At 66.4% G+C, this 13738-nt stretch carries 10 protein-coding genes; all 10 read left to right on the plus strand.

Going from position 1 to position 13738, the window contains the following annotated elements:
* Position 1: 1 nt before the first annotated feature.
* Entirely contained in the window at positions 2 to 1489 is a 1488-nt protein-coding gene (locus AC1ROK_RS11455; protein WP_492846897.1) for a glycosyltransferase, read from the plus strand.
* Between the two features lie 94 nt (positions 1490 to 1583).
* The gene (locus AC1ROK_RS11460) at positions 1584 to 2627 is read left to right on the plus strand and encodes a hypothetical protein (RefSeq protein WP_492846898.1); all 1044 of its coding nucleotides are present in this window, start codon (positions 1584 to 1586) and stop codon (positions 2625 to 2627) included.
* 1 nt (position 2628) lies between these two features.
* Complete coding sequence (locus tag AC1ROK_RS11465) at positions 2629 to 4065, plus strand: mannose-1-phosphate guanylyltransferase/mannose-6-phosphate isomerase (protein WP_492846900.1); 1437 nt, start codon at positions 2629 to 2631, stop codon at positions 4063 to 4065.
* On the plus strand, positions 4058 to 5578 hold the full coding sequence (locus tag AC1ROK_RS11470; protein WP_492846902.1) for a right-handed parallel beta-helix repeat-containing protein: 1521 nt from the start codon (positions 4058 to 4060) through the stop codon (positions 5576 to 5578). The genes AC1ROK_RS11465 and AC1ROK_RS11470 overlap by 8 nt, the downstream gene beginning before the upstream one ends.
* Entirely contained in the window at positions 5578 to 7008 is a 1431-nt protein-coding gene (locus AC1ROK_RS11475; RefSeq protein ID WP_492846904.1) for an MBOAT family O-acyltransferase, read from the plus strand. Before AC1ROK_RS11470 ends, AC1ROK_RS11475 begins: the two co-directional genes overlap by 1 nt.
* Positions 7009 to 7016: 8 nt before the next feature.
* The gene (locus AC1ROK_RS11480) at positions 7017 to 8135 is read left to right on the plus strand and encodes an alginate O-acetyltransferase AlgX-related protein (RefSeq protein ID WP_492846906.1); all 1119 of its coding nucleotides are present in this window, start codon (positions 7017 to 7019) and stop codon (positions 8133 to 8135) included.
* Entirely contained in the window at positions 8132 to 8932 is an 801-nt protein-coding gene (locus tag AC1ROK_RS11485; RefSeq protein ID WP_492846908.1) for an SEL1-like repeat protein, read from the plus strand. Before AC1ROK_RS11480 ends, AC1ROK_RS11485 begins: the two co-directional genes overlap by 4 nt.
* Positions 8929 to 10257, plus strand: coding sequence for an alginate O-acetyltransferase AlgX-related protein (locus tag AC1ROK_RS11490; protein ID WP_492846910.1), 1329 nt, complete (start codon positions 8929 to 8931; stop codon positions 10255 to 10257). The genes AC1ROK_RS11485 and AC1ROK_RS11490 overlap by 4 nt, the downstream gene beginning before the upstream one ends.
* An 11-nt stretch (positions 10258 to 10268) precedes the next feature.
* Positions 10269 to 10910 (plus strand): alginate O-acetyltransferase AlgF, encoded by a 642-nt coding sequence (locus AC1ROK_RS11495; RefSeq protein ID WP_492846912.1) that lies wholly within the window; start codon positions 10269 to 10271, stop codon positions 10908 to 10910.
* A gap of 98 nt (positions 10911 to 11008) precedes the next feature.
* Positions 11009 to 13738 (plus strand): tetratricopeptide repeat protein, encoded by a 2730-nt coding sequence (locus AC1ROK_RS11500; RefSeq protein WP_492846914.1) that lies wholly within the window; start codon positions 11009 to 11011, stop codon positions 13736 to 13738.

Here is a 13738-nt window from a genome sequence, read left to right on the forward strand (position 1 = left end):
CATGAACCTGATCGCGCACGCCATCTACGTTCTCTCGGCCGCGGCTATCGCCAGTGCGGTGCCGGCCTCCGCCTTTTCGGGCGGCGCCGGGGTATTCCTCACCCTGGGGGTCATCGGGCTCTGGCGCTACAGCTGGGCGCTGGTCAACTTCGTGCGTGCGCACCTCTATATTCGCGTCTTCTACCCTCGGCGGCGCGCTGCCGCCGAGGCGCTATACGCCACGCGCCGCCCGGCGCACGCCTTCTTCCTCGCCACCAGCTACAAGATCGACGCCGCGATCACCTCCCGGGTCTATCGCTCGATCTTTGCAGCCGCTCGCCGTTCCCCGGGCGGCTCGACGGTCGTCGCCTCAGTGGTCGATCTCGCCGATGAACGACTGATCCGCGCCGTCGCGGCGCAAGTGCTTGCCGGTACGAACACCGTCGAGGTGGTGATCGATCGCATCGACGGCACCGGCAAGCGCGATGCGCTCGCCACCTCGCTTCGCTCCATCGCCCGCCGCTACCCCGGCGCCGACGACGTGGTGCTGCTGATCGACGGCGACACCCAGATCCCCGAGGACATCGTCGAGCGCGCCGCCCCCTTCTTCGCCAACGGCAAGGTCGGGGCGCTCACCACTCACGAGCGCGCCGAGATCGATGACGCCCCGCTGTTCCGCGACTGGTTCAAGCTGCGCTTCACCCAACGCCAGATGATGATGTCCGCAGTGGCGCTCGGCGGACGGGTGCTGACGCTCACCGGCCGCATGTCGGTGTTCCGCGCCGACCTCGCCACCAACCCGGAATTCATCGCCTCGGTCGAGCAGGACTATATCGACCACTGGCGGCTGGGCCGGGTGAAGTTTCTCACCGGCGACGACAAGTCGACCTGGTTCTGGCTGCTCAAGAACGGCTACGAGATGGCTTACCTGCCAGACGTCGCCTGCGTCTCGATGGAGACCCAGCCCAAGCCCGGCTTCGTAGAGAGCGCCATCACGCTGATGCGCCGCTGGTTCGGCAATATGCTGCGCACCAACGGCCGCGCCCTGGCGCTGTCGCCGGCCAAGATCGGTCCCTTCGCCTGGTGGTCAATCCTCGACCAGCGCGTCTCGATGTGGACGACGCTGACGGCGCCGGTCGGCATCGTGCTGTTCTCGGTGTTCGTCGATCCGCTGATCGCGGTCGCCTACATCGCCTGGGTGATGGCGACGCGCTACGCCTATTGCTGGCTGCTTGCCAGCTTCGGCGGACCGTTCCCGATCACCTATCCGTTCCTGCTCTATTTCGGCCAGCTGTTCGGCGCGGCGATCAAGACCTCGGTCATGTTCCGCCTCGACCGCCAGCGCTGGACCCGCCAGTCGGCGACCAGCGTCAGCAACAGCGGCGGCTCCGAAGGGCGGGCCCGTTCCATCAGCTCCAGCTACATGCACGTGCTCGCCCTGGGCCTGCTCGTTGCCGGAGTGATCTTCGTCACGGGGCTCCTCAGCCCCTTCCCGATCCATGCCAACTGAGGGCTCACCAGCAATGACCGAAGCGCATGCAGAACTCGACAAACCAAAAGCCAGCAGAAGCGCCTCGCCTGCCCCACTCGCGGCGGAACCCGCCGTGCACGGCGAACACCCGGTCATCCGGCTGCCGTTCAACGTCATCATCAATGGCCGCTCGTTCCAGGGCCATGCGCTCAGCATCGTCGGGGCGGAAGCGACCGGGCTGATCGACCCGCAACTGCATGGTCGCGTGCAACTGGTGACGTTGGTGTTCAACTTCCCCGGCTACGCCATCAGCCTGCCGGTGGATGCGGCGATCGGCGCCGGCGCGCCGGAAGCGGGCACGGTGACGCTCCGCTTCCTCGAGCCGACCGGCCCGCACCTGCCGCAGTTGCGTTACATCCTCAACTCGGTCGTCGGCGGCGAGCTGATCGGCGTCGACGGCCTGATCCGCACCGCAGACAAGCCCGAGAAGGTGAAGTCCGAACTGCCCAAGGCGCAGCGCTCCGCTACGCAGGGCATCATGACCGGCATCCGCTGGGGCGCCTTTGCCGGCCTCGGCCTGCTGCTGGTCGGCTTCGTCGGGGTGAAGCTCTATGAGCGGCTGTTCGTGCTGCCGGTCACCGGGCTCTCCACCATCACGCTCGACGGCATGGACCTCCGGGCGATCAGCCCGGGCCAGCTCGATTTCGTCAATCCGGCGGCGACCAAGGGCGAAATCGCCTTCGCCATCCGCACCACATCCGGTGAAGTGCTCGCCGTCTCCATGCCGTGCGATTGCGTGGTCGCGCCGGGTGCCGCCCAGGGCGGCGCCACGGTGCTGGCCGGCGACACGGTGATGACCGTGGCGCCCAAGGAAGCGCCGGTGGTGATCTCCTCCAAGGTCGACGGCAACGGGCTCAGGGCGCTCGCCTCAGGCGCCCATGCCGAGGTGCATATGCCGAACGGCGCCGTCACCACCGCGTCGCTCGACGCCAAGGAACTGCCCGGGCTGCTGCGGAGCGCCACTGACGGCACCGCCATCCCAGTCACGCTCGTGCCGGCCACCCAGCTCGACCAGAGCACCGTGGGTTCGCCGGTCGACGTGCTGATCAAGTCTGACCCGCTGGCGGCGGTGGGTCGGTTCTTCTCCTTCGACGGACCGGCGAACGAGGGCCACTAACATGAACGCCATCCATCCAGTCGTGCTTTGCGGAGGCGTGGGTACGCGGCTTTGGCCGTTGTCCCGCAGCCAGCAACCGAAACAGTTCCAGCCCATCGACCATGAGGGCTCGATCACCTTCTTCCAGGCCACCGTGCAGCGGCACCGGGGCGAGCTGTTCCACGATCCGGTGGTATCGGTCGCCGGCGGCCACCTGGGCACGGTTCGTCGCCAGCTTCGCGATGTACAGCGCAACGCGCGGATCATCGCCGAGCCGGTGGCGCGCAACACCGGGCCGGCTGTGCTGTCGGCCGCGCTGCTGATCGCCCGCACCGATCCCGATGCGGTGATGCTGATCTGCCCGTCGGACCACGTGATCGAAGGCGATCTCAACTCGCGTATCCGCGAGTCGCAGAAGGCCGCGGCTGATGGGCTGATCGTTACCTTCGGCATCAAGCCGCGCTACAACGAGACCGGCTACGGCTACATCATCGATGGCGGCGAGTTCTCCAACTACCGCGGCGTGCATCGCGCCGAGAAGTTCATCGAGAAACCAAACGCCCAGACGGCTCAGTCGCTGATCGAGACCGGGCTCGCCTACTGGGCCTCCGGCATCTCGCTGATGCGTGCCGACACGGTGATCGAGGAATATCGCCGCTTCGACCCGGTGACCTTCGGGGCGGTCAGCGCCTCGCTCGCCAACGCGGTTAGCGAAGACGGCGCCCTGGTGCTCGAGGAAGCGAGCTTCGGCTCGGCCGAGAGCCTCCCCACCGAGCGGGCGGTATTCGAGAAGTCGAAGACCGTGGCGCTGGCGCCGGCCGACGTCGAGTGGGATGACGTGGGCGCCTGGGCGGCGTTCCATACCATCGGCAAGAAATCCGAGGACAACAACGTCGTCAGCGGCGACGTGATGATGGTCAACTCGCGCGACAGCTACGTCCGCGGCTCCGACCGTCTGGTGGCCTTGGTCGGCGTCGACAACCTCGTCGTCGTCGACACCCACGACGCACTGCTGGTGACGACCCGCGACCAGTCGCAGGACGTCAAGAAGGTGGTCGAGCAGCTCAAGGCGCAGAGCCGCCGCGAGGCCGAGGATCACTCGTTCGGCGCCACCGACTGGGGCAAGCAGGGCAAGCTCGCCTCGGGCGCCGGCTACATGCTGCGGCACCTCACCGTGAACCCCGGCGCGACGCTGCCGGTGGAAAGCGGCTCGGAGTTCCGGCGGCTGATGGTCGTCGCCTCGGGTGGCGGCATGCTGCACATGGGCAGCCGCCGCCGCGAGATCCGCGCCGGCGCCACCTTCGAGATCGGCCCGGAACAGACCGCCGAAGTGATCAATGACGGTACAGGCCCGATGCAGGTCATCGAGGTCGCCTGCCATGTGGACGGTCCCCTGACGCACCTCACCCCGCTGCTCGAACTGGCAGCGGTGGCCGACGGGAGCCGCGAACATGCGTAAGGCGTGGGTCTGCGCAGGTTTTGCCGCCGCGGCATGCTCTCTCCCTTGGGCCGCCACGGGAGCTGACTACGCGCGGACCCTCGCCTATGAAAAGACCGTCGCCGCCCTCGCGGCGATGGTCGAGGCCGGCCGTCCGGCCACCGACCTCCAGTCGGCGGCCGCGCCTCTCGGTTTCAACTACACGGCCGCCGAGCTGAAACCGACCAAAGCGGTGGAGCTTGGCGGAGCGCAGGTCAGCGTCGTCTCCATAGACCTGGTGCTGAGCCAGCTGGCGCTGCAGGCCGGCGCCAACTACCACGTGGCGCTGCGCCAGGCGCAGGCCAAGCCGGAAGTGCTGCTGGTCGAAGCCGGCGTTGCCAGCCTCGCGCAGCTCTACGAAGCGGTGACCGCAGCCAAGCTCACCGGCGTGCTCGACAAGACCGATGCGGGCTATGTCGCACACCTGCCGATCGCAGTGTGGAACGGCGCGACGCTGTCGCTGCAGCCGGGCGAGACGCTGCTGCTCGACCGCTCCACGGGCGCGTTCCTGCTCGCAGCGGGGAACCTCTTCGGCGATAGCGCCGGGATCGCCGGAACCGGCGAACCCAACGCGCGTCTCAAGGATTTCAACCCGTTCATCGTGGTCGCCCTGTCGGGTAGCGCCAGGCTGGAGCGGATGAGCTTTGCCGATCTCGGCTATGGGCTGTTCCCGCCGCTCACCGGCGTGACCATCCTCGAGGGTGGCTTCTACACCAAGCCCTCGCCTTCACAGATACGCGACAGCCGTTTCGACAATGTCGGCTCGCTGGCGCTGGTCGATGCCGATGAGGCAGTGATCGACGGCAATGTGTTCGGAGCCTCGACCGGTCCGGCGCTGCTGCTGAGCGGCGGCAAGGACATCGCGGCGCGCGGCAACGTCGTGCTCGCCGGGCAAGGCGCGCATGGCATCAAGGTCACCGGCGGCGCGAGTTCGGTTGAGCTCGCTGGCAACATCGTCATCGCGGCCGGGCTCAATGGCATCTTCGCCGATGCCGGCGCCGCGAACCTCAGGATCGACGGCAACCTCATCGCCGGCAGCAAGCGTTCCGGCGTCTCGGTTGCCTCAGCCGATTGCATCGACGTCACGGGCAACCTGCTGCTGCAGAACGCCCAGTCCGGGCTAGCGGTGCGTGACAGCGCTGGCCTCAAGGTCAGCGCCAACCGGCTGATCGATAACGGCAATGCCGGGATCAGCGTGACGCATCAGCCCGATTACGGGGTGATCGAGATCGCCTCGAACGAACTCGACGGCAACCGGGTCGGCATCAAGGGCTCGACCACGGCGCGACTGCAGTTCGCCATGAACGATTTCACCGGCCAGGCGCCCCGCCTGCTCGACGGCGAACTGGTGCAGTTCACCGATCGCTTCTTCAACCTCAGCGCCACCGACAGCACGCCGACGATCATCGACGGCCTGCAGCTCAAGGCCGGCGCCAAGCTCACACCCACCGGCGCCCTGCGCCCCACAAGCTGTACCTTCGAGGGGGATGCCTGATGGTCTTTTCGTCCGAGACGTTCCTGTTCCTGTTCCTGCCGATCTTTCTCGCGGCGTACTACCTGACGCCGCCGAAGTGGCGGAACCTGACGCTGCTGATCGAGTCCTACCTGTTCTACGGCTGGTGGCGCTTCGACTTCCTGATGCTGCTGTGCGCCAATACGCTGTGGGCCTATGTGTTCTCGATCCTCGTCGAGAAGTATCAGGGCACCCCCAGGGCGAAGCTGTTCGTCGCCATCGGCGTCACCGGACATCTGCTCGTCCTCGGGGTGTTCAAGTACCTCAACTTCTTTGTCGACAGCTTCGCCGCGCTGTGGGGGACGACGCCTGACGCGCTCGGCATCCACTGGCAGCTGCTGCTGCCGATCGGCATCTCGTTCTACGTCTTCCACTCGATCAGCTACCTGGTCGACGTCTATCGCGGCGACGCCAAGGTCTCGCGCAACATCATCGACTTCGCGGCTTTCCTCGCGCTGTTCCCGCAACTCGTTGCCGGCCCGATCCTGCGCTACAAGGATCTGGCGCCGCAGTTCGAGCACCGCGAACACAGCTGGGAGCTGTTCAACGCTGGCTGGCAGCGCTTCCTGATCGGCCTCTCCATGAAGGTACTGATCGCCGACCCGGTGGCGCCGCTGGCCGACGCCATGTTCTCCGCCCCGAACCCGACCGTGGTCGAATCCTGGCTGGGGGCGCTGGCCTACTCGATGCAGCTCTATTTCGACTTCGCCGGCTATTCGGCGATGGCGATCGGGCTGGCGCTGATGATCGGCTTCCGCTTCGCCGAGAACTTCAACATGCCTTATATCAGCCGCTCGATCACCGAGTTCTGGCGGCGCTGGCACATCTCGCTCAGCACCTGGCTGCGCACCTATCTCTACATCTCGCTGGGCGGCAACCGTAAGGGCACGGTCCGCACCTATATCAACCTGTTCCTGGTGATGCTGCTGGGCGGGCTGTGGCACGGCGCTGCCTTCACCTTTATCCTGTGGGGTGTCTGGCACGGCGGCATTCTCGTCGTCGAACGGCTCACCGGCTACGACAAGACGGCGCAGAACTACTGGTGGAGCCTGCCGCTCTGCTTCGTCGCCGTGGTGCTCGGCTGGGTGATGTTCCGCGCCCCCGATGTCGGCCAGGCGTTCCAGATGTATGCCGGCATGTTCGGCTTCAACGGCATCGGCATCCGCCCGGAAGTGGCCTGGATGGTGAGCCGCGAGGCGATGACCATGCTCGCCATCGCGATCGCCATCACCATTGCCGAACCGCGCATGCGCCACCTGTGGGAGCCGCAGATCACCGTCAATGCCGACGGCACGGCGACTGCGGCCGCGACCAGCCTGGTCAAGGCCGGAGCCCTCAGTGCGCTCGCCATCTTCTGCCTGATGCGGCTCGCCGAGCAGACTTACTCGCCCTTCCTCTACTTCCAGTTCTGAGGCCGGAAATGACCGTCGAATCCAACTTCACCGTGAAGACTTTCGCCTCGGCCGCTCCCGCCTTTGCGCTGCCGGTGCTGTTCCTCGGCTATGCGGTGGTCGCCAATTACGAGTTCGTCACCGGGCTCGGACGCGACATCGCCGAGATGCCCAAAACCGCCTCGGCCTATCTGAGCGGCGAGGCCGCCGCGCAGATCGACACCTACTACAAGAAGATCATGCCGCACCGGCTGCCCTCGATCGATGCCATGGGCGCGGCCCGCTACCTCGCCTTCCGCGAGGGACGTCCCGGCGTGGTGGTCGGCGAAGACGGCTGGCTGTTCTCCAAGGAGGAGTTCGAGGCGACGCTGAAGCGCACGCCGGATCTCGCTGAGGCTGCCGCCGGAGTGACGGAAGTTCGCGACCAGTTGGCCGCCAAAGGCATCGAGCTCGTCGTCGTGCCGTTGCCGGCCAAGGCCGATATCTACCGCGAGCACGTCAGTTATCCGGCGATCCCCACCGATCTCGAGCGGCTCTACGAAGACTTCCGCACCGTGCTCGACAATGCCGGGATCAAGAATATCGAAACCCGCACGCCGTTGCTCGAGGCCAAGGACAAGGGCCAGCTGTTCCTTACCACCGACACCCACTGGACGCCGCTCGGCGCCGAGGTGGTGGCGGACGCCGTGGGGGCGGCGCTCGGCAAGCGCGACACCACCTACTCCATCGCCGACACCGCTCCAGTGCAGCGTGAAGGCGATCTCTCGAAATTCATCGTTACCGGCGGGTTGGCACCTCTCGTCGGTCTGGGTCCGGAGACTGTCGTGCCGCGCGAGGCGTCTGCGCCCCCTGCAGCCTCGAGCACCGACATCTTCGGGCCCTCCTCTATTCCCTTCGTCCTCACCGGTACCAGCTACAGCGCCAATCCGCAGTGGAGCTTCGGCGAGAGCCTCAAGGTTTCGCTGGCCTCGGACGTGCTGAACCTCGCCGAAGAGGGTAAGGGCCCGGTGGCGCCGATGCGCGCCTTCCTCGACAGCGCAACGCTGCGCGACACGCCGCCCGAGGTGGTGATCTGGGAGTTCCCGATCCGCTATCTCGGCCAGACCCAGCTGTGGAACGCCGAGCCGGCGAAGGCGGCAACCGAATGATCCGCGCGCTGACGCTAGGAGCGGCAAGCCTGGTCCTTGCGGCGGCGAGCTTCGTCGTCGCGGCCCCGGCCAGCGCCGCCACCTGCATGGTGCGGGTGCCGGAGTCGCTGTCGAGCAGCTCGGAGCGCGCCCGGCCGATGGTGCCGGGGCCCTGCAAGCCCGGCCAGGGGACCAAGCGCGTCGCCAAGCCGGTTGATCCGCTGAAGCAGATCCGTAACCGGATGATTGCCGGTAAGGACGTCAGCTACAAGGACATGCAGACGCTGGCGGATTCCGGCGACGACCTGGCGCAGCTGCACCTGGCCAAACGCATCGAGGCCGACAACGACCCGGCGACGCTCGACGCCGCTGCCCGCTACTACCGGCGGGCTGCCGAGAATGGCCGCACTTCAGCCGTCCGCCCGCTGATCCGACTGCTCAACGCCGATGTGTTCCTCGACCAGCCGAAGAACCTCACCTCGTCGCAGGAGCTGCTGGAGAAGCTGGCGGCCGACGGCAACGCCGCGGCGCGGGACGGGCTCATCGCCATGTATCGCGCCGGCAAGCCATTCGGGCTCGATCCGGCGCGTGCCGACGAGCTGCTGGTCGCCTCGGCCAAGGGGGGCGACGCCAAGGCGGCGCTCGACCTCGCCTTCGCCCTGCTCTCGGGAACGCCGGACGCGGCCAGGATCGAGGAAGCCAAAGGCTACCTCAAGGTCGCTGCAGGCTCCGACACGCTCAACATCCGGACGATGGCGGAGAACCTGCTCCGCACGCTCGAACCACAACTCACCGCCTCCACGGAGACGTCACCATGAACAAGTCCCTGCTGCTCGGTGCGGCTATTGCGGCCGCGCTTTCGGCCAGTCCGGCGCTTGCCGCCAACTCGGCCTTTGGCTGCAAACACCTGGAAGACAACCCGACCCTGCCATCGGTCGAAGGGCGTGACGGGTTCTTCTTCCGCATCTTTGCGGACCTGCGCATGCAGCATCCGTTCACCGAGGATACGGTGGCGCAGATGGCCAAGCTCGCCGAGGCGCTGAAGGCGCACGGCACGACGATGCTCTATGTGCCGATCCCCACCAAGAGCGTGACGCTGCCGACCTTCCTGCCTGACGAGGCCAAGCTCTTCGGTTTCGATGAAGACGTTGCGGTCGCCGTCTACGAGGACCAGGTGGCCCGGCTCAACGCCAAGGGCGTGATCGCGGTCGACCTGCTGTCGGCGCTGCGCACTACCAATGGCGGTGATCCGCCGTTCTTCCGTTCCGACTTCCACTGGACGTCGCGCGGCGCCGAAACGGCAGCGCAGACGATCGGCGGGATGATCAAGCAGTTGCCGGCCTACGCAGACGTTACCCCGGTCACCTATGAGACCAAGGCGACGGGCGCCGAGCTTGCCGTGTCGGGCATGCGCCGCACACTGCAGGCCTATTGCGTGCTCAGCCTGCCGCCGGTGATCAGCACTTCCTACGAAACCGTGGAAGTCGCCAGCGCCGATGCCAGCCTCGATATCTTCGGCGATAGCGGCGGCGGGGAAGCGGAAGGCGCCACCAACGACGAGATCGCGCTGGTCGGCACCAGTTTCTCGGACGCGCTGGTCCCGAATTTTTCGGGCTTCCTCGCCCAATATGCCAGCCTGCCGGTGGCCAATATGGCGATCACCGGCGGCAACCAGTTCGGCGCCATCACCTCGTATCTCACCTCACGCGAGTTCCAGGCCGACCGGCCAAAATTCCTCGTTTGGGAAAACCCGATCTACAACAACCTTGCCCAGTTCGGCACCGGCTCGCTGACCGAGCTGATCGCGGCGGCACGCAATGATTGCCAGCCGGTCGGCAAGGCCCCGGTGATCGACAAGGCCAAAGGGCTGTACCAAGCCGACCTGACCGGCACGCCGATCGCGCCGAACCAGGTGCTGCTGGCCGATGCCGGCGACAATGGCAGCCGCGACGTGGTGCTCAATTTCGAGAGCGCCGACGGCCGCACCTTCACCCGAGAAGTCCATCGCGGCGACCGCTTCCGCGGTACCGGCCGCTTCTTCATCCCGCTCGAGTCGCTCGACAGCCTGGAGCTGTCGAAGGTCTCGATCCAGTTTGATCGCCTGTCCGAGGAGAAGGCGGCGATTTCCCTCTGCAACACCTAAGGAGAGCCAACATGCTGCGCTCAACCCCCAAACTCATCGCGCTGACAACCCTGATGCTGCTCAGCGCCGCTCCCGCCGCGCTGGCCCAGGACGATGGGCTCTATGACGCGCCGGTCGATCCGAACTCCGCCTTCGTGCGCGTACTGGTGCCCGGCGCCGCCGTTGCGGTGGTGAACGGCACCACAGTCGACGACATCACGGATGGGCTCTCGGCCTATGTGAACGTGCAGCCGGGCGACATTCCGGTCTCGGCCGGCGATGTGTCCGGTTCGGTGACCACCTCGCCGGGCGCCTACTACACCTACGCCTGGAGCGTCGAAGGCGAGCCGCTGGTGCTGCAGGACGATCCGGCCTCCGACCCCAGCAAGGCCACCGTCTACTTCTACAACCTCTCCGACCTTGCCAGCGTCGACTTGTTCGTGCCCGCCGCCAAGACCAAGGCGATCGAAGCCATCGCGGGTGATACCGGCAAGTCGGTGGCGCTGAAGGCGCCGCTGACCCTCGACTTCGAGGTGCAGGCCGACGGCAAGCCGGTGGCCACGGTTGCCGCGCTCGACCTCAAGCGTCGCGGCGGCGTGTCGATCATCTTCAGCGGCTCGAACGGCACCTATACCGCCGCCGCCGTCGAGAACGCCTTCTTCCGCGCGCAGTAACTGTCTTGATCTCGTCGCGCTTTCGAACCGGAAAAGCCTGCATCCCCGCCTTCGCGAGGACAGGCATTTTCCCGAAAGCGGTCCAACCGGAGGCTCCGATGCCCTCATTCGTCCCCCGCCTCGCCACTGCCCTGCTGCTCGGCTCAGGTCTGGTATCCGCTGCTGTGGCGGCGCCTGTCGAGGTCACCTTCCTGCCGCCTGAGATTCCGGCGCAGGAGGTCTGTGTTGCCAAGAAGGCCGACCCCGACGTGGTGGCGCGCTGGCAGGCGTGGGACGGGGCATCGGTGCCTGAAGGCGACCCCGAGCTGGTGCTGCGCGATGCACGGCGCCTCAGGGATCTCAACCCGACCGGCAATTTCGAACTGGTCGACAAGATGCTGGCGATCGTCAGCAAGATGCCGGCGCCCAAGGTGCCGGATACGGCGATCGACCGGATCAACCTCTATCTCAAGGCCGGCAAGGTGCCGCAGTTGCGCGAGACCGGCGTCATCGACGGCCTCGAGGCCAACGCGGCCGGCCTTGCCCCCAAGGCGCTCAACCTGCTGTCGACGCTCTACCTCGACGGGCTGGTGGTGAAGAAGGACCGGGAAAAGGGACTGGGCTACCTGACCCGCGCCGCCATGGGCGGCAATGCCGACGCCCTGCTCCGCCTCGCTTCGATGAACATCGGCGGCGAGCAGGTACCGGGTTGGGAGCTCGATCCCAAGCTGGCCGTGACGATGGCGTTCGGCGCCCTGGTGGGCAAGCTCGACCCCGAGATCTGCGACCGTATCGGCCGCATCGCCCGCGAATATTCCAAGGGACTGGTGGTCAAGCAGGACCACAACATTGCCGAGCAGTGGCTACGGCTGGCGGCCGATCTCGGCGATGCCGGCGCGGCCTGGAAGGTGGCGCAGCTGCATCTCGAGAGCGAGCTGATCGTCAAGAACAATGACAACCTGTTGAAATACCTCAACCTCGCCTCCGACCGCGGTGTGGCGGCGGCGCAGGTGGAACTGGGCAAGCTCTATGAAGCGGGCGCGCTCGTGCCCGAGGACAAGAACAAGGCCGAGGCGCTCTATGCCGAAGCTTCGGACCTGGGCAGCCGTAACGCGCTGTTCCGGCTGGCGACGCTGCTCGAAAGCGAACAGGTTATCCCCGAGAAGAAGCAGGCCTACCAGGCGCGACTCAACCAGCTGGTCGAGATGCCGCAGCCGCCGGGCTGGGCATTTTCCAAGCTGGCGAAGCTGGTGCTGACGGACAAGGGCCGCTGGGCCGGCGAAGCGGAGGCCAAGGCGCTGCTTGAAAAGGGCGTGGCGCTCGAGGATGCGGATTCGGCACAGGAACTCGCCTTCATCCTGCTGCGCCACCGGGACGAGCCGGGCGTGTTCGAACGGGCGACCGAGTTGCTCAGCTTCGCGGTGACCAATGCCGGCAAGATCGATCCGATGACCGACCTGCGGCAGGCCTATCTCTGCCGTGCGCCGAAGGGCGCCGACATGCGTCTTGCCGGCTTCTGGCAGCGCACCGAAGACGCGGCCGGCAACTCGACCGAGTTCATGGATTCAGACGATATCGGCGCACTCGACCCCGATGCCGATCCGTTGGCGCTGGCGAAACTGCAGACCCACGCGCTCTACGGCCGGCCGAATTCTGTGGCCTATTACGTCGACTACCTGAACCGGAACGGCGCCAGCCCGGAAATGCTGGCGTTCTGGCAATCGCGCATCGATCCGGTGCCGGCGACCATCGATGCGCTTGCACGGCAACGGCTGACTGTATCGCCGACGCCCGAAGTGATCGAAGAGTCCATCGCGGCGCTGAAGCGGGCGCGCGAGGACGGCTTGCCGCGTGCGGCAGTGGACCTCGGCTCGATACTGCTCGACTATTTCCCGAACGACAGCGAGAAGCGGACGGAAGCCATCGGCTACCTGACCGAAGCAGCGCAACAGGGCTCTGGCGAGGCGATCCTTCGCCTGCTGCCGATCATGCAGGCCGAAGGCGTTTCCGACGCCGACCTCCTGGCCCGGTACCACGACGCGATCGAGCAGCGGGGCGACGCCGACGCGCTGATCTTCGCGGCCTCCAACACCAAGGACGAGGCGCAGCGGCACGATTATCTGTATCGCGCCGCAAGCGTGGTCGACTGCACCTTCGAAAACACCATCAAGCTGGCGGGCGCGTTCGTTGCCACCGAGGACGACAGCGAAACCGAGCACTGGCTGCAGGTCAGCCTGCGGCTCGCCGGCGAGGATGGCTGGCGGCACACCGCAATTGCCGATCGCTACATGGCGATGGGCGGCGAAGAGCGGGCCAGGACCGCTATCGAGCTGTTCGGCCAGGCAGTGGCGCTCGGCGACGATACGGCGGTCAGTCGTCTGGTGAAGATCTATGCCGATCCGGACAGCGAGGACTATGCCCCGACCAAGGCGGTGGCGATGTTCAAGCGGATGATCGATGACGCCCAGGTGGCCGATCTCGGCAAGATCCGCGAGAAGGTGCTGAAGGCGCCACCGGCCATCCAGACTGCGGTGATGGAGGAGGTCGACTGGTCGGCTCGCTACGCCGCGGCGGCTGCCTCGGGCGATGCGGTGGCGATGCGCGAGCTTGGGCTCTATCTCCGCTCGACCGGCACCACGGGGGCCGAGGCGCAGGATGCCAGTTCGTGGCTGAAACGTGCGGCGGAAGGCGGCGACGCCATCGCCATGGTCGAACTGGCCAAGGCCTACGCCATGGGCATCGGCATCGAACCGTCGATCCAGCAGGCGACCGTGTTGCTGAAGGATGCGGCCGGACTCGGCAATCCCGAAGCGCAGCGGCTGCTGGCGTCGATGGCGGTGGAGAACTGA

It is taken from the genome of Devosia sp. GW821-FHT12F11 (assembly GCF_058806655.1).